This is a genomic window from Pseudomonas sp. BF-B-26, from assembly GCF_019956495.1.
In the GTDB taxonomy this organism is placed as follows: Bacteria; Pseudomonadota; Gammaproteobacteria; order Pseudomonadales; family Pseudomonadaceae; genus Aquipseudomonas.
The window spans coordinates 22,017-43,162 of the sequence record NZ_JAHBDP010000095.1; the positions used below are offsets into that span (position 1 = coordinate 22,017).

Consider the following 21,146-nt stretch of genomic DNA (forward strand, 5'->3'; position numbering starts at 1 on the left):
CTCACACTCCACCGACGACGTTGTCGTGCAGCGGGATCATCGCTTCCCGTGCCCAGCGCGCGCTGATGCGTTGTCCGGTCTGATGTTGCGCGCTGACGTCCAGCCACTGGACGTTGGCCTGGCTGATGTTCAGGGTCTGGCCGTTTTCCAGTTTCAGTTCATAGCGCGTGGCGCTGCCCTGGTACTGAATGTCATGGAGCAAACCGCTGACTTCGATTTCATGACTGGCCAATGGTCCTTCAGCAAAACGCACGTGTTCCGGGCGAATCGAAAACGGCTGTGGATTGCCACTCAATTGTTTCGCCAGGTCGCCGCGAATCACGTTGGAGGTGCCGACGAATTCGGCGACAAAGGTTGTAGCCGGTTTCATGTAGAGGTTGCGCGGGGTATCGACCTGCTCGATGCGCCCTTTGTTGAACACCGCCACGCGATCCGACATCGACAGTGCTTCGGTCTGGTCGTGGGTGACGAAGATGAAGGTGATGCCGAGCTGGCGTTGCAGCTTCTTCAGTTCACCCTGCATTTGCTCGCGCAGTTTTAAATCGAGCGCGCCCAAGGGTTCATCGAGCAGCAGCACGCGCGGACGATTGACCAGGGCGCGGGCCAGGGCCACACGCTGGCGTTGGCCGCCGGACAGTTGCACCGGTTTGCGCTCGCCGTAGCCGCCGAGGGCGACCATGTCGAGGGCTTCTTCGGCGCGTTTCTGGCGTTCGGTTTTGCCGACGCCTTTGACTTTCAAACCGTAGGCGACGTTGTCGAGTACGTTCATGTGCGGAAACAACGCGTAATCCTGGAACACGGTGTTCACGTCACGCTGATACGGCGGCAGCCCGGCGGCCTCTAAGCCGTGAATACGGATAGAGCCAGCACTCGGTTGTTCGAAACCGGCGATCAGGCGCAGACAGGTGGTTTTGCCCGAACCGGAAGGGCCCAGCATGGAAAAGAACTCGCCGTCCTGGATATCGATGGAAACCCGGTCAACGGCCTTCACTTCGCCGAACTGACGGGAAACGTTGGTGAACTGGACTGCAAGCGTCATGGTGCGGTGCTCCAAAAAATCGAAGGCTGGTGATGATCGTTCCCACGCTCTGCGTGGGAATGCAGCCCGTGACGCTCTGCGTCACCTTTGCGCGAATGGACGCGGAGCGTCCGGTGATGCATTCCCACGCGGAGCGTGGGAACGATCGGTCTCAACAGGGGTTAACGGCCGCCCATGATCGCGATGTAATCCTGGGTCCAGCGGCTGTACGGCACGAACTTGCCGCCTTCAGCCTGCGGGGTTTTCCAGAAGGCCAAATTGTCGAATTGATCGTAACCGTTGGTTTTGCAACCCTCGGCGCCGAGCAATTCGCTCTCCTTGCACCCCGCCGGAACCGACGGCAGCGAACCGAACCAGGCCGCCAGGTCACCCTGGACTTTCGGTTGCAGCGACCAGTCCATCCACTTGTAGGCGCAATTCGGGTGCTTGGCTTCGGCGTGCAACATGGTGGTGTCGGCCCAACCCGTTGCACCTTCTTTTGGAATGACCGAGGCAACCGGCTGCTTGTCCGCCACCAGGCCGTTGACCATGTAGCCCCAGGTGCTGGACGCCGCCACGCCTTCGTTTTTGACGTCGCTCATCTGGACCGTTGCGTCATGCCAGTAGCGGTGGATCAAGGGCTGTTGTTTGCGAAGCAGATCCAGCGCCGCTTTGTATTGCGCTTCGTTGAGCTGGTACGGGTCTTTGATGCCCAGTTCCGGCTGTTTCGATTTGAGATAAAGCGCCGCATCGGCGATGTAGATCGGGCCGTCGTAGGCCTGGACCCGGCCCTTGTTGGACTTGCCGTCCGGCAGGGTTTGCTCTTCGAACACCACGCTCCAGCTGTCCGGCGCCGTTTTGAAGATATTGGTGTTGTACATCAATACGTTCGGGCCCCATTGGTACGGGGTGCCGTAGGTTTGTTTATTGACGACGTACCACGGGCCATCCTTGAGTCGAGGGTCGATGTTCTTCCAGTTCGGGATCAACGCCGTGTTGATCGGCTGCACACGCTTGCCGGCGATCAACCGCAGGGAGGCGTCGCCGGATGCCGTCACCAGGTCGTAACCACCCTTGGACATCAGGCTGACCATCTCATCGGAAGTGGCGGCAGTCTTGACGTTGATCTTGCAGCCGGTTTCCTTTTCGAAGCCGGTGACCCAGTCGTAGGCCTTGTCGCTTTCGCCACGTTCGATGTAGCCAGGCCAGGCCACAATATCCAGTTGACCTTCGCCGGCACCGACGGCTTTCAACGGTTCGGCGGCCTGGATACTGGCACTGGCCAGCAGCGCGGTGGTGATTGCACTGAGCAGTGCGGTCTTGTGCACGAACATGGGGTTTCCCTCTTCTTTAATTATGGTCGGGGCAGTTTTGAACGTGGTGAAGCAGGCCGTTAGCGGCTTGTTATAAGCGTAGTCAGAGATGCTGGCCGTGACGGGCCATGATGTGCCGCACCACGCTGTAGTCCTGGAGCGAATCGCTGGATAAGTCTTTGCCGTAGCCCGAACGCTTCAGGCCGCCGTGGGGCATTTCGCTGACCAGCATGAAATGGCTGTTGATCCAGGTGCAGCCGTACTGCAAGCGCGCTGCCACCTGCATCGCCTTGTCGAGGTTCTGGGTCCAGACCGAGGAGGCGAGGCCGTATTCCGAGTCGTTGGCCCAGTCCACGGCTTGTTCGAGCTGATCGAAACGGGTCACGGTGACCACCGGCCCGAACACTTCGCGCTGGACGATCTCATCAGTCTGCTTGCAACCGGCCAGCAAGGTTGGCTGGTAATAGAAGCCGGCACCGGAATGCACTGCCGCGCCGGTCACTCGTTCGATGTGCGGCTGGCCGAGGGCGCGCTCGACGAAACTGGCCACGCGATCACGCTGGCGGGTGCTGATCAGCGGGCCGATCTCGTTGTCGGCGTCGCGCTTGCCGGCAAACCGCAGGCTGCTGACCGCTGCGCCGAGTTCGGCCACCAAGCGGTCATGAATCCCGGCCTGTGCATAAATGCGGCAGGCCGCGGTGCAATCCTGGCCGGCGTTGTAGTAGCCATAAGTGCGCACGCCTTCGACCACGGCTTGAATGTCCGCATCGTTGCAGACGATCACCGGCGCCTTGCCGCCGAGTTCGAGGTGAGTGCGTTTCAGGGTTTTCGCCGCGGCTTGCAGGATTTTTTGCCCGGTGACGATATCGCCAGTCAACGACACCATGCGCACTTTAGGATGACTGACCAAGTGGCTGCCGACGCCTTCACCGCCACCGCAAATGATGTTGATCACACCGCGCGGCAGAATCTCGGCCAGCGCGGGCGCCAGGGCCAGAATCGACAGCGGCGTGTGTTCGGACGGCTTGAACACCAGTGTGTTGCCGGCGGCCAGGGCCGGGGCGATTTTCCACGCGGCCATCATGATCGGGTAGTTCCACGGCGCAATCGAGGCCACCACACCAATCGGATCGCGGCGAACCATGCTGGTATAGCCCGGCAGGTATTCGCCGCTGAGCTGGCCAGTCTGGCAACGCACGGCGCCGGCAAAGAAGCGGAACACATCGACCGTGGCGCTCAAGTCATCCTGACGCGCCAGGTGCAACGGTTTGCCACAGTTCAGGGATTCGAGGCGGGCGAGGAGGTCGGCTTGTTTTTCGATGGCGTTGGCGATGTCCAGCAACAGGTTCGAGCGTTGTTGCGGCGTGGTCCGCGACCAACCGGCGAAGGCGCGGTGGGCGCTGAGGATCGCGGCTTCGACTTGCTCGGTGCTGGCTTCGGCGATGTGCGTCAGCACTTCCCCGGTGGCCGGGTTGAGGATCGGTTCGACAAACCCCTGGCCCGCGACCAATTCGCCATCGATCAACAACGCGGTGAACAAGGGGGTCTGCGCGCCAGCCATTTTTCGGGTTCTCTTTTCTTGTGTGGCCATGCTGCTCCCTGTGACTGGGGCGCGGCCGTCTTATAGATGTACCAAGACTAGGCGCCGCACCCGAGGTCGACAAATACTAAATACTGAAGGTGGCGTTCGATTAAATAGATGGCTTGCGCCCGCCGTGGGGCTGCTCGCGGGCGACGGTCAGAAATGGGTCCACCAGCGCTGGGCGCGCGGTGCCCCGACGCCAGGCCAGGCCGACGTCGAGGGTCTGGCTCAGGTCGGCAATCGGCCGCGCTTCGATGATGTCGCCCTCCAGTGACCATGGGCGATAAGTCATGTCGGGCTGGATCGACACGCCCAAACCCGCTGCCACCAGGCTTCGCACCGCTTCCGTCGACGCTGTTCTCAAGGTGATGCGCGGTTGTAGGGAGGCCGCTGTCCACATGCGCTGGGCGTTGCGGTCCATTTCATCGACGTTCAGCTGAATCAACGGTTCGCGGGCCACATCGGCGAGGTTGATGCTGTCGTGTTCCAGCAGCGGATGCTGGGCTGGCAGCCACAGACGATGGGGCGAATGGGTCAGCACTTCGGTCTGCAAGGCGTGGCGGTCTTCGAGGTTGGAGAGGATCAGCACGCCAACATCGATCTCGCCGCTGACCAGCAAATGCTCGATGTAAGGGCGCTCGTCCTCCATCACCCGGATCTCGACGTTGGGGTAGGCGCGCTGGAAACGGGTGAGTAAGTCTGCGAGGTAATAACCGGCCACCAGGCTGGTCACACCGATGATCAACTGCCCGGCGACTTGATCGGTACTCTGCTGCAGGCTGCGTTTGGCGTTGTCCACCGTCGCCAGAATCAGGTGCGCCTGGCGTAGGAATTGGTGGCCCTGGTGGGTCAGCGTCATGCCCTTGGCGTGGCGGTTGAACAGGCCGACGCCGATTTCCTGCTCCAGTTGCTGGATCGCCAGGGTCAGTGTCGATTGGGAAATAAACGCGGTTTGTGCGGCGGCGGAGATCGAGCCGGTCTCGGCCACGGCGATGAAATGACGGATCTGACGCAAGGTCATCATGGAGAAAGTACCGGTGGGCGGTTTTTATAGATTTGTTTGAGTGTATATCCATTTTTCTGAAGGGTTGCGGTCGGCTGAGCGGCGCTGCGCAACATCTCGAAGCACTCTCGCCCCCGAATGCCGGGCACTTTCGATCTAGGCTGGTGGCCTTATTGGTCCGGTTAACCCCTTTTTTGGAGGCGGCAAATGAACACGCGTGGATTGCTCGATCAGCTACTCAAGTCCGGTCAGGACATGTTGCAGAACAAGGCCGGCGGCTCACAAAACAAGACCTCCGGCGGTGGTTTGGGCGGATTGCTCGGCGGCAGCGGCGGTTCGGGCGGCCTCGGCAGTTTGCTGGCGGGCGCGGGGGGTGGTGCGTTGGCAGCGGGGGCCATGGGGTTGCTGCTGGGCAGCAAGAAAGGGCGCAGTGTTGGCGGCAAGGTCCTGACTTATGGCGGCCTGGCTGCGTTGGGCGTGATTGCCTACAAGGCCTATGGCAACTGGCAGGCCCAGCAGGGCACCGCGGCGAAGACTGAACCGCAAACCATCGACCGCTTACCGGTGGCGCAAGTTGAACAGCACAGTCAGGCGATTCTCAAAGCATTAGTGGCAGCCGCTAAAGCTGATGGCCATGTCGATGAGCGGGAACGTGCGCTGATTGAAGGTGAATTCACCAAGCTTGATAACGATCAGGAGTTGCAGCACTGGCTGCACGCCGAACTGAACAAACCGCTGGACCCGGCCGACGTCGCCCGCGCCGCGAGTACGCCGGAAATGGCCGCAGAGATGTACATCGCCAGCGTGATGCTGGTGGATGAGGAGAGCTTCATGGAGAAGTCCTACCTGGATGAACTGGCGCGTCAGTTGAAGCTTGAGCCGGGGTTGAAGGCTGAGTTGGAGAAGCAAGTCAGGCAGGCGTCGTTATCGGTCGCCTGATCGGGTCGCTTACAACAAATCCCATCAGTGCTTTCCTGTATCACTGATGGGGGTTGTTTAGTTTTAGATTGGGCTTAAGAAGGCAACTAATGCTGTCATCCCCGATGAGGGATAGTGTTACCAAGGATTGGACATTTTAAAGTTTCCGCCGACCTCTTCATTACTTCCATTTAATGTAACGTGGTAACTGCCTTCGGCGGATTCACCTTCCAGTCCGAAAGTAACAGTTAGCGTGCCTTTTTCAATTTCCCGATTGACGCCATTTACGTCCACGGTCCATTTCAGGGAATAAGGAAGCTGGGCGAAGTCCTCTGGATAGACCACGGTATGGAGGCCATCTTCCAGATCCTTCGGGGCACAAAGCGCTACCTGTCTGTATTGGCCTTCGTATCCGATGATGAATCTCGTACTCCCGTGAAGTCCGTAGTAGACCCTTTCACTTTTGAATATTTCTTTTGAGTCTTGCATGACATTTATTGTGCCTGTGGAGGCTTTTAGATCTTTTACAACATCGGCATAAGAAAGAGCAGGCATGACGAATTCCTTTCAAGTTTTGAAACTCGAGTTTCCGGAAGTTCGGGCTTAAAGTGCTACTGACATAAATGACAGTTTTTTATCGTATCCTGGAATCGATTGAATGGTTTTTATATAAAACCAAGATGAGTCACCTAAAATCGGCTCATGGAGCTTCGGGTGGCGCTCTGACCAGGGCATTTTTTCAACCGCGCTACAGAGTCCAATGGCCCGTTTTCTTCCGATTCATCACGGGTACCTGGCTCCCGATCTGGCGCAAAGTCTCCCAGAACTCATCCCACCGTCTTATAAATGAAACACCCTCAGCTATACTCCGCAACATTTCAACCGCCCCCGAGGACTGACTGTGAAGAACTGGACGTTGCGCCAACGCATCTTGGCGAGCTTTGCGGTGATTATCGCGATCATGCTGCTGATGGTCGTGGTGTCTTTTTCTCGGCTGACGAAGATCGACACCGGCGTAGAAATAGTCCGCACCGATGCGGTCCCCGGGGTGTATTTCAGTTCGATGATCCGTGGCGCGTGGGTCGACAGTTTTAACCTCACCCAACAGATTGTCGGCCTTTCAGGACGTCGCGAAATAACCGTCGCCGACCAGACCATGTACAAAAGCTTCGAAGAGCGCTTGAACGAGCAAATAGCCAACTACCGAAAAACCATTTTCAGGCAGGACGATCGGGCCCTGTTCGACGAGTTCGAAGTGCGTCATCAGCTCTACAACAAAGAATTGACCAACGTTCTCGATCTCTATCAGCGCAAAGAGTACGAGCAGGCGATTCTTGCCCTGGAGCAAAAACTTATGCCGGCCTGGATCAATGGGCGTAAGCAGTTGAACAGCCTTCTTGAAAATAATCATGCCCAGTCTGAGCAATCCACGCAGGCCATCATTGATGCAGTGACGGCCGCCAAAATCAGCATGGGCGTCTCGATGCTGGTGGCGATCATCGTCGCCGGCCTCTGTGGCCTTTTGTTAATGCGCGCAATCATGGCGCCGATGAACCGTATCGTCGAAATTCTCGAAGTCATGCGCACCGGTGATCTGAGCAACCGTCTGAACCTGGCGCGCAAGGACGAATTCGGCGCCGTGGAAACCGGCTTCAACGACATGATGACCGAGCTGACATCCCTGGTGTCCCAGGCCCAGCGCTCCTCGGTGCAGGTCACCACCTCGGTGACCGAGATCGCTGCCACCTCCAAGCAACAGCAAGCGACCGCCACCGAAACCGCCGCCACTACCACCGAAATTGGCGCGACGTCCCGTGAGATTGCGGCCACTTCGCGGGATCTGGTGCGCACGATGACTGAAGTCTCCACTGCCGCCGATCAGGCCTCGGTGCTCGCCGGTTCAGGGCAGCAAGGCCTGGCGCGGATGGAAGAGACCATGCACTCGGTGATGGGCGCGGCCGATCTGGTCAACGCCAAACTGGCGATCCTCAATGAGAAGGCCGGCAACATCAATCAGGTGGTCGTGACCATCGTCAAGGTCGCTGACCAGACCAATCTGCTGTCGCTCAACGCGGCGATTGAGGCCGAAAAGGCCGGTGAATACGGCCGCGGGTTTGCCGTGGTCGCCACCGAAGTGCGGCGTCTGGCGGACCAGACCGCTGTTGCCACGTACGACATCGAGCAGATGGTGCGCGAGATCCAGTCGGCGGTGTCGGCCGGGGTGATGGGCATGGACAAGTTCTCTGAAGAAGTGCGCCGTGGTATGTCCGAAGTGCAGCAGGTCGGCGAGCAGCTGTCGCAGATCATCCATCAGGTTCAGGCATTGGCGCCGCGGGTGTTGATGGTCAACGAAGGCATGCAGGCCCAGGCCACCGGCGCCGAACAGATTAACCACGCGCTGGTGCAGTTGGGCGATGCCAGCAGCCAGACCGTCGAGTCCCTGCGCCAGGCCAGTTTCGCCATCGACGAATTGAGCCAGGTGGCCGTAGGGCTGCGTGGTGGCGTTTCGCGATTCAAAGTCTGATGAGCGAACCCACGGCCAAGCGCACCGCCGTGAAGCCGGCGCTGCACTCATTGTTTCTGGTGTTCCGCATCGGCAACGAGCGCTATGCCCTGCAGGCCATCGAGGTGGCGGAAGTGCTGCCGCGCCTGCCGTTGAAACCGATTCCCCGCGCGCCGGACTGGGTGGCCGGAGTGTTCGCCTACCGCGGCGCGGTGGTGCCGGTGATCGACCTCAGTGCGCTGACGTTCGGTCAGCCGGCGCAGACCCGCACCAGCACCCGCCTGGTACTGGTCAATTACCGTCCGGATGAGTTCGCTGAGGCGCAATTGCTCGGGCTGATTCTGGAACAGGCCACCGATACCTTGCGCTGCAACCCGGCGGATTTTCAGCCCTATGGCCTGGACAATCGTCAGGCGCCGTACCTTGGGCCTGTGCGTGAAGATGCTCAGGGTTTGCTGCAATGGGTGCGGGTTGCCGACTTGCTCGACGATCAGGTTCGCGCGCTGCTGTTTCCGTCGCAGCCGTTGGACCTGGCACTGCTTGAGGAGCGGCCATGAGCAGTGATCAACGGTTTTTCGATTTCCTCAAAGAGCGCATCGGTCTCGACGTGACCTCGGTGGGCCCGGCGATCATCGAGCGTGCGGTGCGCCAGCGCAGCACGGCATCCAACGCGCTGACGGCCGATGAGTACTGGCACACCTTGCAGGGTTCGCAGGACGAGCAGCAGGCGTTGATCGAAGCGGTGATTGTCCCCGAGACCTGGTTTTTCCGTTACCCGGAATCCTTCGCCACGTTGGCGAAATTGGCCACCAAACGCCTGAACGACATCAACAACATGCGCGCACTGCGGATTCTCAGCCTGCCGTGTTCCACCGGTGAAGAACCGTATTCCATCGCCATGGCGTTGCTCGATGCCGGGTTACAGCCGCACCAGTTCAAGGTCGAAGGCATGGACGTCAGTCCGTTGTCGGTGGAAAAAGCCCGGCGCGCGCTGTACGGCAAGAATTCGTTTCGGGGTCAGGACATCGCCTTTCGCGACCGGCATTTCGCCGCCGAAGGCGAGGGCTATCGCCTCAGCGGGCGAGTGCTCGAACAAGTGCGTCTGCAGGTCGGCAATCTGCTGGATCCGACATTGTTGGCCAACGAGCCGCCGTATGACTTTGTGTTTTGCCGCAACCTGCTGATCTATTTCGATCAGCCGACCCAGCAGCAAGTGTTCGAAGTGCTCAAGCGTTTGACCCATGTGGATGGCGTGCTGTTTATCGGCCCGGCCGAGGGCAGTTTGCTCGGCCGTTTCGGCATGCGTTCGATCGGCATCCCGCAGTCCTTTGCGTTCAGTCGTCAGAGCGCACCAGAGCCTGCGCCCATTGCGACGTTCGTTCCGACGCCTCTGCCCGTGCACCAAGCGGTGCGCAGCGTGACACCGCCGCCCGTTCGCAATCGACCCTTCGCAACGGTGGCGCCGCTGCCTGTCGTGACGAAAGTCGCCAACCCGGACACCGCCGCACTGCTGGCGAACATCGCCGCGCTGGCCAACGAAGGCAAAAGTGCCGAGGCCCGCGCCGCGTGCGATAGCTATTTGCGCAGTCATGAACCCGTGGCCCAAGTCTTCTACTGGCTGGGCTTGCTCAGCGATGTCGCCGGCAGAGTCCTTGAGGCTCAGGGTTTTTATCGCAAGGCGTTGTACCTCGACCCGCACCATCCCGACGCGTTGATGCACCTGGCGGCGTTGCTGCAATCCCTGGGCGACACGGCGGGAGCCAGACGATTGCAGGACCGCGCCGCCCGCAGTGAGCGCGCCGCTGACAGTGAGCGTAACCGATGATCGCCGCCGACACTTTTAGCCTCACCCATCAAGATGCCCAGGCCATCGATGACTGCTGGAACCGCATCGGTATCCACGGCGACAAGTCCTGCCCGCTACTGAGCGATCACATTCACTGCCGCAATTGCGCGGTGTATTCGGCCGCGGCGACGCGCTTGCTCGACCGCTACGCGTTACAACAGGAAGACCGCGGGCAAGTCTCCACGGCGGTCGAGAGCGAGGTGAAAACCCGTTCGCTGCTGATGTTCCGTCTGGGCGAAGAATGGCTGGCCCTGGCCACTCGCAGTCTGGTGGAAGTGGCGCCGCTGCAAGCGATTCATTCCCTGCCGCACCAACGCTCCCGGGCCTTGCTCGGCGTGGCCAATGTGCGCGGCGCGTTGGTGGCGTGCCTGTCGCTGGTGGAATTACTGGCGCTCGACGGCGCCAGCAGCGTGGCGACCGGCGCACGGGTCATGCCGAGGATGCTGATCATCGCTGCCCACGGCGGACCGGTGGTGGTGCCGGTGGATGAAGTGGACGGGATTCACGCCATCGACGAACACCTCCTCGAGGCGGCGTCCCGCTCCGGCACGCAGGCCAGCGCCAAATACACCCGTGGCGTGTTGCAATTCAAAGGTCGCAGCCTGCGTTGGCTGGATGAAGAACAGCTGCTGTCCGCCGTGACCCGGAGCCTCACATGACCCCCGAGCAAATGCGCGACGCCTCTTTGCTGGAACTGTTCAGTCTGGAAGCCGAGGCCCAGACCTTGGTGCTAAGCGCCGGCCTGCTGGCGCTCGAGCGCGATCCGACCCAGGCCGATTACCTCGAGTCGTGCATGCGCGCGGCCCACTCGCTCAAGGGCGCGGCGCGGATTGTCGGCGTCGATGCCGGGGTCAGCGTCGCCCATGTGATGGAAGATTACCTGGTCAGCGCCCAGGAAGGGCGCCTGTACCTTCGGCCCGAATACATTGATGCACTGTTGCAAGGCACCGATCTGCTGATGCGAATTGCGACGCCGAACAACGCTCCGGCGCCTGCGGATATCGAAGCTTACGTCGTCTTGATGGGACGGCTGCTTGATCACATGGTGGCTACCCCCATCGCGCCGCCGATGGCAGAACTTCAGCTGGAACCGCCGACGCCCAAGGCTGAACCGCCCATGCCGGCCGCCACCGACGCCCCCCCGGCAGCGCCCGCCGAGCCAACGCCCAAGACTAAACGCACCACCGAAAACGGCGAGCGGGTGCTGCGGGTCACGGCCGAACGCCTGAACAGCCTGCTTGATCTGTCGAGCAAATCCCTGGTGGAAACCCTGCGGCTCAAACCGCACCTGGCCACCATGCAACGCCTCAAGCGTATGCAGAACAAGGGCCTGCGGGCCCTGGAAAACCTCAACGTCCACCTCAAGGAACATGCCTTGAGTCTGGAAGCACAGGAAGCCCTCGAAGACGCTCGTCGGCTACTGGCTGAATCTCAGCAATTGCTGGTGGAAAAGAACGCCGAACTGGATGAGTTCGCCTGGCAGGCCAGTCAGCGGGCGCAAGTGTTGTACGACACCGCGCTGGCCTGCCGCATGCGGCCGTTTGCCGATGTGTTGGCCGGGCAAGGGCGCATGGTCCGCGACCTCGGTCGCAGCCTCGGCAAACAGGTGCGGCTGGAGATCGAGGGTGAGAAAACCCAGGTCGACCGCGACGTGTTGGAAAAGCTTGAAGCGCCGCTGACCCACCTGCTGCGCAATGCCGTGGATCACGGCATCGAATCCCCGGAGCAACGGCTATTGGCGGGCAAACCCGCTGAAGGCCTGATCCGTTTGCGCGCTTCCCATCAGGCCGGATTGTTGCTGCTGGAACTGAGTGATGACGGCAATGGCGTCGATCTGGAAAAGGTCCGCCGCAGCATCATCGAGCGCCAATTGTCCCCGGCCGAAACCGCCGCGCAATTGAGTGAAGAAGAGCTGCTGACCTTCCTGTTTCTACCGGGTTTCAGCCTGCGCGACACGGTCACCGAAGTCTCCGGGCGCGGCGTCGGACTGGATGCGGTCCAGCACATGGTTCGTCAGTTGCGTGGCGCGGTCGTGCTGGAGCAGGCGGCGGGCGAGGGCAGTCGTTTCCATCTTGAAGTGCCGCTGACCTTGTCGGTGGTGCGCAGTCTGGTGGTGGAAGTCGGTGACGAGGCGTATGCCTTCCCGCTGGCCCACATCGAACGGATGTGCGATCTGGAGCAGGCGGACATTGTCCAGGTCGAAGGCCGGCAACATTTCTGGCACGAAGGCCGGCATGTCGGGCTGGTCGCGGCCAGTCAGCTGTTGCAGCGTCCGGCGGGCCAGAACAGTCAGCAAACCCTCAAAGTGGTGGTGATTCGCGAGCGCGAGGCGATTTACGGCGTGGCGGTCGAGCGTTTTATCGGCGAGCGGACGTTGGTCGTTTTGCCGCTGGATGAGCGTCTGGGCAAGGTGCAGGACATTTCCGCCGGGGCCTTGCTCGACGATGGTTCGGTGGTGCTGATCGTCGACGTCGAGGACATGCTGCGTTCGGTGGACAAACTGCTCAATACCGGGCGTCTTGAGCGCATTGCCCGCCAAGGCAACCAGGCGGTTGAAGCGGCTCGAAAACGGATTCTGGTGGTCGACGATTCGCTGACCGTACGTGAGCTGCAACGCAAGTTGCTACTCAATCGCGGCTACGACGTGGCGGTGGCGGTGGACGGGATGGATGGCTGGAACGCTTTGCGATCGGAGGATTTCGACCTGCTGATCACTGACATCGATATGCCACGCATGGATGGCATCGAACTGGTGTCTTTATTGCGTCGGGACAATCGCCTGCAATCCCTGCCGGTGATGGTGGTGTCTTACAAGGATCGTGAAGAGGACCGTCGCCGTGGACTGGACGCTGGAGCCGACTATTATCTAGCCAAAGCCAGTTTTCATGACGACGCCCTGCTTGACGCGGTGGTTGAGCTCATTGGAGGAGCGCGTGTATGAAAATAGCGATCGTCAATGACATGCCCATGGCGGTAGAGGCTCTACGCCGCGCCTTGGCGTTCGAGCCGGCGCACGAGGTGGTCTGGGTCGCCAGTAATGGGGCCGAGGCGGTGCAGCGTTGCGCTGAAAATACGCCGGATCTGATTCTGATGGACTTGATCATGCCGGTGATGGATGGCATCGAGGCGACCCGGCGGATCATGGCCGAGACGCCGTGCGCGATTGTCATCGTTACGGTCGACCGCCAGCAGAACGTGCATCGGGTGTTTGAGGCCATGGGTCACGGCGCGCTGGATGTGGTCGATACGCCGGCCATCGGTGCCGGCAATGCCCAAGAGGCCGCGGCCCCGTTACTGCGCAAGATCATGAACATCGGTTGGCTGATCGGTGAGCGTGGCAATCGCGAGCGTGCCGCCCCGAGCCCGCTGCGCAGTTCCGGTTCGCGCCAGCGCCTGATCGCCATTGGCTCATCCGCCGGTGGGCCGGCCGCGCTGGAAGTATTGCTCAAGGGGTTGCCGCGAGATTTTTCGGCCGCCATCGTTCTGGTGCAGCACGTGGACCAGGTGTTTGCCGCCGGCATGGCCGAATGGCTCAGCAGCGCCAGCGGCTTGAATGTGCGCCTGGCCCAGGAAGGTGAGCCTCCGCAGGCCGGCTCGGTGTTGCTGGCGGGCACCAACCACCATATTCGCTTGTTGAAAAACGGCACGCTGGCCTACACCGCCGAACCGGTCAACGAAATCTACCGGCCCTCGATCGATGTGTTCTTCGAGAGCGTGGCCAGTTACTGGAACGGCGATGCCGTGGGTGTTTTGCTCACCGGCATGGGACGCGATGGCGCACAGGGGCTTAAACTCATGCGCCAACAGGGCTACCTGACCATCGCTCAGGATCAGAACAGCAGTGCGGTGTACGGAATGCCGAAGGCGGCAGCGGCCATCGACGCCGCTGTGGAGATTCGCCCACTGGAAAAGATAGCGCCACGGTTGCTGGAAATTTTCCCCAAATGAACACTTTTCACAGCAATCTGGCCCAAGTAGTACTCAGGTGACTGCCCATGACTGAATTACAGCTCGACGACTTCAAAACCGACGAAAACGCCGCCATGGTGTTGTTGGTAGACGATCAGGCAATGATCGGCGAGGCGGTGCGCCGCGGGTTGTCGAACGAAGATAACATCGACTTCCACTTCTGCGCCGACCCGCATCAGGCCATCGCCCATGCGATCCGCATCAAACCGACAGTGATCCTCCAGGATCTGGTGATGCCCGGTCTTGACGGCTTGAGTCTGGTGCGCGAGTACCGCAACCATCCGGCGACCAAGGACATCCCGATCATTGTCCTGTCGACCAAGGAAGACCCGCTGATCAAGAGCGCGGCGTTTGCGGCCGGGGCCAATGATTACCTGGTCAAGTTGCCGGACAACATCGAACTGGTGGCGCGCATCCGCTACCACTCGCGTTCCTACATGACGTTGCTGCAGCGTGACGCCGCGTATCGCGCGCTGCGGGTCAGCCAGCAGCAGTTGCTCGACACCAACCTGGTGCTGCAACGCTTGATGAACTCAGACGGCCTGACCGGGCTGTCGAACCGCCGGCATTTCGACGAATACCTGGAGCTTGAGTGGCGCCGTTCGCTGCGCGACCAGAGCCAACTGTCGCTGCTGATGATCGATGTCGACTACTTCAAGTCCTACAACGACAGCTTCGGCCACCTTGAAGGCGATGAAGCCCTGCGCAAAGTGGCCACGGCGATTCGTGATGCCAGCGCCCGACCTTCGGACCTGCCGGCCCGTTACGGCGGCGAAGAGTTCGCCCTGGTGCTGCCCAATACTTCGCCGGGCGGCGCGCGACTGGTCGCGGAAAAACTGCGCCAGACGGTGGCTTCGCTAAAGATTCCGCATATTTTCCCGGCCGAAGGTTCGAGCCTGACCATCAGCATCGGTCTGTCGACCATGACCCCGCAACCGGGCGGCGATTGCCGTCAGTTGATCTCGGCGGCGGACAAGGGGCTGTACCTGGCGAAGAACAATGGGCGTAATCAGGTCGGGATTGAGTGAAAGGGCTGGTTGGTATCTGTGTTGTAGCTTGAGTCCACCCCTCACCCCAACCCTCTCCCCCCGGGGGAGAGGGGGGAAAGGGAGCCGATCGGGGGATTTTAGAAACTGAGTTCGACTCGGAATTTTCAGGTCGCAGTATTTCGCAAGACACCTAGGTCAGTCCCCTCGCCCCTTGGGGATAGGGTGAGGGTGAGGGGGAGCGATCTCAACCCCGATAAAGAACCCGCTAAAGCCGCCAGGCGGGCTGCCGTGACAGCCTGTTTACGTTATACTCGCCGGCTTTCAAAAGTTCGCCAACGAGTGCTGCCCGCCATGGAAATCAACCCGATCCTTAACAGTATCAAGGACCTGTCCGAGCGCTCCGAAACTATTCGGGGGTATCTTTGACTACGATCAAAAGCATGAGCGTCTGACTGAAGTCAATCGCGAGCTTGAAGATCCGTCTGTCTGGAACAACCCGACGTACGCTCAGGAGCTGGGCCGCGAGCGGTCCCTGCTGGCTCAGATCGTCGAAACCCTCGACGAAATGCACACAGGCCTGGCCGACGCCAAAGACCTGCTGCTGATGTCCGCCGAAGAAGAAGACCAGGCCGCCGTCGACGACGTCGCTGCCGAAGTCGAGCGCCTACGCGAGTCGCTGGAAAAACTCGAATTCCGTCGCATGTTCAGCGGTGAGATGGACGCCAACAATGCCTACCTGGACATCCAGGCCGGCTCCGGCGGCACCGAGGCTCAAGACTGGGCCAACATCCTGCTGCGCATGTACCTGCGCTGGGCCGACAAACGCGGTTTCGACGCGACCATCATGGAGCTGTCCGCCGGTGAAGTCGCCGGGATCAAGGGCGCGACCGTGCACATCAAGGGCGAATACGCCTTTGGCTGGTTGCGGACCGAAATCGGCGTGCACCGTCTGGTGCGCAAGAGCCCGTTCGACTCCGGCAACCGTCGTCACACCTCGTTCTCGGCTGTGTTCGTGTCGCCGGAAATCGATGACAACATCGAAATCGACATCAACCCGTCGGACCTGCGCATCGACACCTACCGCTCCTCCGGTGCCGGTGGTCAGCACGTAAACACCACCGACTCGGCCGTGCGTATTACTCACGTACCGACCAACACCGTGGTCAGCTGCCAGAACGAACGCTCCCAGCACGCCAACAAAGACACCGCGATGAAAATGTTGCGGGCGCGCTTGTACGAGCAGGAAGTGCAGAAACGCAACGCCGCGTCCCAGGCCCTGGAAGACACCAAGTCCGACATCGGCTGGGGTCACCAGATCCGCTCGTATGTACTCGATGCGTCGCGAATCAAGGATTTGCGCACTAACATCGAACGCAGCGACTGCGACAAGGTGCTCGACGGCGACATCGACGAATACCTGGTGGCCAGCCTGAAGCAAGGGCTGTAAGGCCTGCACTGCAGTGGTCGCTGATACACCGCGACCCTGTAGGAGCATGGCTTGCCCGCGATCCCCAGCCGAAGGCTGGGGGCAACGAACCTGTGATGGAATTTTTAAAGACATGAGCGACCTAGAACTCGACCCGCAAGCCCTGCAACAGGAAGAAAACTCCCTGATCGCCCTGCGCAAGGAAAAGCTGGCTGCCGAGCGCGCCAAGGGCAATGCCTTCCCGAACGACTTCCGCCGCGACAACTACTGCGAAGACTTGCAGAAACAGTACGCGGACAAGACCAAGGAAGAGCTGGCAGAGGCTGCGATTCCGGTCAAGGTTGCCGGTCGCATCATGCTCAACCGTGGCTCGTTCATGGTGATCCAGGACATGACCGGTCGCATTCAGGTCTACGTCAACCGTAAAACCCTGTCCGAAGAAACCCTGGCCTCGGTGAAAACCTGGGACATGGGCGACATCATCGCAGCCGTTGGCACCCTGGCGCGTTCCGGCAAGGGCGACCTGTACGTCGAAATGACTGAAGTGCGCCTGCTGACCAAGTCCCTGCGTCCGCTGCCGGACAAACACCACGGCCTGACCGACACCGAACAGCGCTATCGCCAGCGTTACGTTGACCTGATCGTCAACGAAGAGGTGCGCCAGACCTTCCGCGTACGTTCGCAAGTGATTGCGCACATCCGCAGCTTCCTGATGCAGCGTGACTTCCTGGAAGTGGAAACCCCGATGCTGCAAACCATTCCGGGTGGCGCGGCAGCCAAGCCGTTCGAGACTCACCACAACGCGCTGGACCTGGAAATGTTCCTGCGTATCGCGCCTGAGCTGTACCTCAAGCGTCTGGTGGTCGGTGGTTTTGAAAAGGTCTTCGAGATCAACCGCAACTTCCGTAACGAAGGCGTTTCGACTCGTCACAACCCTGAATTCACCATGTTGGAGTTCTACCAGGCTTACGCCGACTACGAAGACAACATGGACCTGACCGAGGAACTGTTCCGCGAGCTGGCGCAGCTGGTTCTGGGCAGCACCGACGTGCCTTACGGCGACAAAGTGTTCCACTTCGGCGAACCGTTCGTGCGTCTGTCGGTGTTCGACTCGATCCTCAAGTACAACCCTGAGCTGACCGCTGACGACCTGACGGATATCGAGAAGGCCCGCGCCATCGCCAAGAAGGCCGGCGCCAAGGTGCTGGGCTTCGAAGGTCTGGGCAAATTGCAGGTGATGATTTTCGAAGAGCTGGTCGAGCACAAGCTGGAGCAGCCGCACTTCATCACGCAATACCCGTTCGAAGTGTCGCCGCTGGCCCGTCGTAACGACGACAACCCGAACGTCACCGACCGTTTCGAACTGTTCATCGGTGGCCGCGAAATCGCCAACGCCTACTCCGAGTTGAACGACGCGGAAGACCAGGCCGAGCGCTTCATGGCGCAGGTGGCTGACAAGGACGCCGGCGACGACGAGGCCATGCACTACGACGCCGACTTCGTTCGCGCGCTGGAGTACGGTATGCCGCCAACGGCCGGTGAAGGTATCGGCATCGACCGTCTGGTGATGCTGCTGACCAACTCCCCGTCGATCCGCGACGTGATCCTGTTCCCGCACATGCGGCCGCAAGCGTAAGTGTTTCGATAAAAAAGCCGCCTAAAACAGGCGGCTTTTTATTGCCTGTCTGGTACAAACGTATCATTTGGTTACTTTTGAAGTTAGAGAGGAATACCTGTCGTGAACCGTGCAATTGCTCAAGAGGGTGCAGCGGACGTCGCCACTGCGGTCGCTGAAAGTGTTCAGTACCAGGGTCGCAAGGCTAGCCGACAGGGCAGTGAGCAGCGTCGACAGGACATTCTCGATGCGGCGATGCGCATTGTCGTGCGCGATGGCGTGCGGGCCGTGCGTCACCGCGCGGTGGCCGCCGAGGCTGGTGTGCCGCTGTCGGCCACCACTTACTATTTCAAGGACATCGATGACCTGCTCACCGATACCTTTGCCCAATACGTGGAACGCAGCGCGGCGTTCATGGCCAAGTTGTGGACCAGCAACGAAGGCCTGCTGCGCGAGATGGTTGCTTATGGCGATGGCAGCCCCGAGTCCCGTTCACAGCTGGCGGACGATATCGCGCGGCTGACCGCCGATTATGTGCAGCGGCAATTGCACAACCGTCGCGAACACTTGATGGCCGAGCAGGCGTTCCGTCAGGAAGCCCTGTTGAACCCGCGCCTGGCGGTGTTGGTGCGCTCGCATCAGCAAATTCTTCTGCAAGGCACCTGCCATTTTTTCGAGGTGTTGGGTTCCCGCGAGCCACAACAGGATGCCAAAGTGTTGACGGCGATTATCGGACGGATGGAATATCAGGGCCTGCTCAACGACGCCGAGCCTGTCGCCGAAGCCGAAATGCTCGGCATCCTGACTCGCTACATGCATTTGGTATTGGCATCGGTATAACCCCAGTGGGCGCCACACCTCCTGTGGGAGTGAGCCTGCTCGCGATAGCGGTTTTACATTCAACATTGATGTTGGCTGACACACCGCTATCGCGAGCAGGCTCGCTCCCACAAGGGGCGGCGGTCACTTGAGGTCCGTGTGTGTTCAAAGGGAGTGTTGAATGAAAGCCTGGCGTGTCGTTGTGATCGCCTTGTCGTTCCTGCTGCTCAGCGGCTGTCTGGTGACCTTCAAGGAGCCGCTGCCCTCGAGCGAGCCCGCGCCTAAAGGGTTGCTCGGCAAATGGACCAGCACCAACGCCTGGGGCGAGCCGCTCAATCTGGAGCTGACGCGCCTGGGCGACAATCACTATCAGGCCGTCAGCTACTTCAAGGCTAAACCCAAGGAGCGTGAAGCCTGTCCCTTCACGGTGACTCGCCATGGCAGTCGCTGGTACCTGTCGGCCAAGGTGCCGGCGCAATTCGGTGGGCATTTCACGCTTTTGGGTTTTGAGCTCACCGATAAGCATGAACTGGTGGTCTATAACCTCGACCTCGAGCAGATCAACCAGGCCCTGAGGCAAAAAATCCTCAACGGCGAAGGCTTCCAGACCGACGACGGTGACGGCGTGTTGATCAACAACAATCTGGACCAGGTCTTCGCCTACCTTGATGACCCGGCCAATTCCGATGTGTTCGTCGAGGCCGTGCGCTATCAGCGCCTGGCCAAAGCCAAATAAACCCAGCACGTAAACGGTTTTTCTACAGGAGTTTCGGGTGGACGATTACCAGCAGTCGATACGCATTTTGTCCGATCGCATTGTGCTGGCGCAGACGCCGATTCGCGTCCTGGATGCGGTGAAGTGGGACGACAACATCCGCAAGGGTTTCCTCAAGGCCAAGGGCAAGGAAATGCCGGCGGTGGACCGCGATTACTACCTGAACCGGCCGCTGGCGTTCGACTCCAGCAAGGTGAAGCTGGAATTCCAGAACATCGAGCGCGACATCACCCGTCAGCTGGGTCAGTTCAACCCGGTCGGCCAGATCATGCGCCGCATGTGCAAGGAATACCGGATGGTGGTGCGCATGCTCGAAGCGCGCGGCACCGAGGATTTCGGGCTGATTTCACAGGAGCTTTACGGTGCCGCTTCCGACGCGTTCCACGCCGGCGATCCGACCCTTTCCGACCTGGGCCTGATGCTCTCGGATTACCTGAACAACATCGATGGCCGTGGCGACCTGAAGGACGAACCGAAAATCCTCACCGCCAAGGAAGCCGTCCACCTGCTGCAAACCCGCTTGAACAAGGTGTTCGGCGAGGCCGAGGAAACCATTCGCGTATTCGAGTCCGACGGGATCGTTGCCGATGCGGCGGCCGGCGCCGACTACATCAAGATCCGCGCCGACGCGATGTTCAACGACCGTGACGTACGCGCTCTGGAAGTCCACGAAGGGCTGGTGCATGTGGGGACCACGCTCAATGGTCTGAACCAGCCGATCTGCACCTTCCTCTCCAAAGGCCCGCCGTCGTCGACAGTGACTCAGGAAGGCCTGGCGATCCTGATGGAAATCATCACCTTCGCCTCGTACCCGAGCCGCCTGCGCAAACTGACCAACCGCACCCGCGCCATTCACATGGTGGAAGAGGGCGCGGACTTCCTGCAGATCTTCGAGTTCTTCCGCGAGCAAGGGTTTGAAATGGCCGAAAGCTACGGCAACGCCAGTCGGGTTTTCCGTGGCTCGGTGCCGACAGGTCTGCCATTTACCAAAGACTTGTCCTACCTCAAGGGCTTTATCATGGTTTACAACTACATTCAGTTGGCCGTGCGTAAAGGCAAGCTTGAGCAGATACCGCTGCTGTTTTGCGGCAAGACCACGCTGGAAGACATGCGCACCTTGCGTCAGTTGGTGGACGAAGGACTGGTGGTGCCACCGAAGTATTTGCCGGATCAGTTCCGTGACCTGAACGCGCTGTCGGCGTGGATGTGCTTCTCCAACTTCCTCAATCACCTGAGCCTGGACCGGATCGAAGCGGATTACTCCAATATCCTCTAACGTGTACGCCGTTCAAATGTGGGAGCGGCGGTGCGGCGATCCGACTTGCTCGCGAATGCGGTCTAACATTCAACATTTCTGTTGTCTGACACAC

Annotated in this window: 18 protein-coding genes; 13 read left to right on the forward strand and 5 right to left on the reverse strand. The window is 60.1% G+C overall.

From position 1 onward, the window contains the following. Position 1 precedes the first annotated feature (1 nt). The 4 genes from KGB03_RS21900 to KGB03_RS21915 form a co-directional block, all read right to left on the reverse strand. Positions 2 to 1,039, reverse strand: a complete 1,038-nt coding sequence (locus tag KGB03_RS21900) for an ABC transporter ATP-binding protein (RefSeq protein ID WP_223528904.1) — start codon at positions 1,037 to 1,039, stop codon at positions 2 to 4. Between the two features lie 161 nt (positions 1,040 to 1,200). After that, positions 1,201 to 2,352 carry a putative ABC transporter substrate-binding protein YdcS gene (ydcS, locus tag KGB03_RS21905; protein WP_111451392.1) on the reverse strand — a complete coding sequence of 384 codons (1,152 nt, stop codon included), beginning with the start codon at positions 2,350 to 2,352 and terminating at the stop codon, positions 1,201 to 1,203. 82 nt (positions 2,353 to 2,434) lie between these two features. Next, positions 2,435 to 3,922 (reverse strand): gamma-aminobutyraldehyde dehydrogenase, encoded by a 1,488-nt coding sequence (locus KGB03_RS21910; protein ID WP_223528906.1) that lies wholly within the window; start codon positions 3,920 to 3,922, stop codon positions 2,435 to 2,437. 100 nt (positions 3,923 to 4,022) lie between these two features. Further along, the gene (locus tag KGB03_RS21915) at positions 4,023 to 4,937 is read right to left on the reverse strand and encodes a LysR family transcriptional regulator (protein WP_008151654.1); all 915 of its coding nucleotides are present in this window, start codon (positions 4,935 to 4,937) and stop codon (positions 4,023 to 4,025) included. A gap of 186 nt (positions 4,938 to 5,123) precedes the next feature. Between KGB03_RS21915 and KGB03_RS21920 the strand changes: the two genes are divergently transcribed. After that, complete coding sequence (locus tag KGB03_RS21920; protein ID WP_223528908.1) at positions 5,124 to 5,855, forward strand: tellurite resistance TerB family protein; 732 nt, start codon at positions 5,124 to 5,126, stop codon at positions 5,853 to 5,855. Positions 5,856 to 5,972: 117 nt separating this feature from the next. Here KGB03_RS21920 and KGB03_RS21925 read toward each other — a convergent pair whose 3' ends face one another. After that, positions 5,973 to 6,389, reverse strand: coding sequence for a hypothetical protein (locus KGB03_RS21925; protein ID WP_223528910.1), 417 nt, complete (start codon positions 6,387 to 6,389; stop codon positions 5,973 to 5,975). A gap of 346 nt (positions 6,390 to 6,735) precedes the next feature. Between KGB03_RS21925 and KGB03_RS21930 the strand changes: the two genes are divergently transcribed. The 12 genes from KGB03_RS21930 (at position 6,736) to KGB03_RS21985 (ending at position 21,052) form a co-directional block, all read left to right on the forward strand. Then, the gene (locus KGB03_RS21930; protein ID WP_223528912.1) at positions 6,736 to 8,358 is read left to right on the forward strand and encodes a methyl-accepting chemotaxis protein; all 1,623 of its coding nucleotides are present in this window, start codon (positions 6,736 to 6,738) and stop codon (positions 8,356 to 8,358) included. Then, the gene (locus KGB03_RS21935) at positions 8,358 to 8,894 is read left to right on the forward strand and encodes a chemotaxis protein CheW (RefSeq protein WP_218537921.1); all 537 of its coding nucleotides are present in this window, start codon (positions 8,358 to 8,360) and stop codon (positions 8,892 to 8,894) included. The genes KGB03_RS21930 and KGB03_RS21935 overlap by 1 nt, the downstream gene beginning before the upstream one ends. Beyond that, positions 8,891 to 10,162 (forward strand): CheR family methyltransferase, encoded by a 1,272-nt coding sequence (locus tag KGB03_RS21940; RefSeq protein WP_223528914.1) that lies wholly within the window; start codon positions 8,891 to 8,893, stop codon positions 10,160 to 10,162. Before KGB03_RS21935 ends, KGB03_RS21940 begins: the two co-directional genes overlap by 4 nt. Continuing rightward, positions 10,159 to 10,842, forward strand: coding sequence for a chemotaxis protein CheW (locus KGB03_RS21945; RefSeq protein WP_218537919.1), 684 nt, complete (start codon positions 10,159 to 10,161; stop codon positions 10,840 to 10,842). Before KGB03_RS21940 ends, KGB03_RS21945 begins: the two co-directional genes overlap by 4 nt. Continuing rightward, positions 10,839 to 13,124 (forward strand): hybrid sensor histidine kinase/response regulator, encoded by a 2,286-nt coding sequence (locus KGB03_RS21950; RefSeq protein WP_223528916.1) that lies wholly within the window; start codon positions 10,839 to 10,841, stop codon positions 13,122 to 13,124. The genes KGB03_RS21945 and KGB03_RS21950 overlap by 4 nt, the downstream gene beginning before the upstream one ends. Beyond that, positions 13,121 to 14,131, forward strand: a complete 1,011-nt coding sequence (locus tag KGB03_RS21955) for a chemotaxis response regulator protein-glutamate methylesterase (RefSeq protein ID WP_223528918.1) — start codon at positions 13,121 to 13,123, stop codon at positions 14,129 to 14,131. Before KGB03_RS21950 ends, KGB03_RS21955 begins: the two co-directional genes overlap by 4 nt. 47 nt (positions 14,132 to 14,178) lie before the next feature. Further along, positions 14,179 to 15,180, forward strand: coding sequence for a PleD family two-component system response regulator (locus KGB03_RS21960; protein WP_223528920.1), 1,002 nt, complete (start codon positions 14,179 to 14,181; stop codon positions 15,178 to 15,180). A 312-nt stretch (positions 15,181 to 15,492) separates the two neighbouring features. After that, positions 15,493 to 16,588 (forward strand): peptide chain release factor 2 gene (gene prfB / locus KGB03_RS21965; RefSeq protein WP_111451403.1). Its coding sequence is split into 2 segments (ribosomal slippage): positions 15,493 to 15,564 and positions 15,566 to 16,588, totalling 1,095 coding nucleotides; the frame shifts between segments, so codons are not numbered across the junction. A gap of 112 nt (positions 16,589 to 16,700) precedes the next feature. Next, entirely contained in the window at positions 16,701 to 18,203 is a 1,503-nt protein-coding gene (gene lysS, locus KGB03_RS21970) for a lysine--tRNA ligase (RefSeq protein ID WP_074879805.1), read from the forward strand. 114 nt (positions 18,204 to 18,317) lie between these two features. Continuing rightward, on the forward strand, positions 18,318 to 19,022 hold the full coding sequence (locus KGB03_RS21975) for a TetR/AcrR family transcriptional regulator (RefSeq protein ID WP_218538019.1): 705 nt from the start codon (positions 18,318 to 18,320) through the stop codon (positions 19,020 to 19,022). A gap of 160 nt (positions 19,023 to 19,182) precedes the next feature. Continuing rightward, positions 19,183 to 19,737 (forward strand): hypothetical protein, encoded by a 555-nt coding sequence (locus KGB03_RS21980; RefSeq protein WP_223528922.1) that lies wholly within the window; start codon positions 19,183 to 19,185, stop codon positions 19,735 to 19,737. Between the two features lie 37 nt (positions 19,738 to 19,774). Next, positions 19,775 to 21,052 (forward strand): flavohemoglobin expression-modulating QEGLA motif protein, encoded by a 1,278-nt coding sequence (locus tag KGB03_RS21985; RefSeq protein ID WP_129441557.1) that lies wholly within the window; start codon positions 19,775 to 19,777, stop codon positions 21,050 to 21,052. Positions 21,053 to 21,146: the final 94 nt, after the last annotated feature.

Coding starts and splice junctions, on each gene's coding strand:
- lysS (WP_074879805.1), top strand. CDS start 16,701: ATGAGCGACCTAGAACTCGACCCGCAAGCCCTGCAACAGGAAGAAAAC.
- KGB03_RS21950 (WP_223528916.1), top strand. CDS start 10,839: ATGACCCCCGAGCAAATGCGCGACGCCTCTTTGCTGGAACTGTTCAGT.
- KGB03_RS21945 (WP_218537919.1), top strand. CDS start 10,159: ATGATCGCCGCCGACACTTTTAGCCTCACCCATCAAGATGCCCAGGCC.
- KGB03_RS21900 (WP_223528904.1), bottom strand. CDS start 1,039: ATGACGCTTGCAGTCCAGTTCACCAACGTTTCCCGTCAGTTCGGCGAA.
- KGB03_RS21955 (WP_223528918.1), top strand. CDS start 13,121: ATGAAAATAGCGATCGTCAATGACATGCCCATGGCGGTAGAGGCTCTA.
- KGB03_RS21910 (WP_223528906.1), bottom strand. CDS start 3,922: ATGGCCACACAAGAAAAGAGAACCCGAAAAATGGCTGGCGCGCAGACC.
- ydcS (WP_111451392.1), bottom strand. CDS start 2,352: ATGTTCGTGCACAAGACCGCACTGCTCAGTGCAATCACCACCGCGCTG.
- KGB03_RS21940 (WP_223528914.1), top strand. CDS start 8,891: ATGAGCAGTGATCAACGGTTTTTCGATTTCCTCAAAGAGCGCATCGGT.
- KGB03_RS21915 (WP_008151654.1), bottom strand. CDS start 4,937: ATGATGACCTTGCGTCAGATCCGTCATTTCATCGCCGTGGCCGAGACC.
- KGB03_RS21925 (WP_223528910.1), bottom strand. CDS start 6,389: ATGCCTGCTCTTTCTTATGCCGATGTTGTAAAAGATCTAAAAGCCTCC.
- KGB03_RS21960 (WP_223528920.1), top strand. CDS start 14,179: ATGACTGAATTACAGCTCGACGACTTCAAAACCGACGAAAACGCCGCC.
- KGB03_RS21935 (WP_218537921.1), top strand. CDS start 8,358: ATGAGCGAACCCACGGCCAAGCGCACCGCCGTGAAGCCGGCGCTGCAC.
- KGB03_RS21980 (WP_223528922.1), top strand. CDS start 19,183: ATGAAAGCCTGGCGTGTCGTTGTGATCGCCTTGTCGTTCCTGCTGCTC.
- KGB03_RS21920 (WP_223528908.1), top strand. CDS start 5,124: ATGAACACGCGTGGATTGCTCGATCAGCTACTCAAGTCCGGTCAGGAC.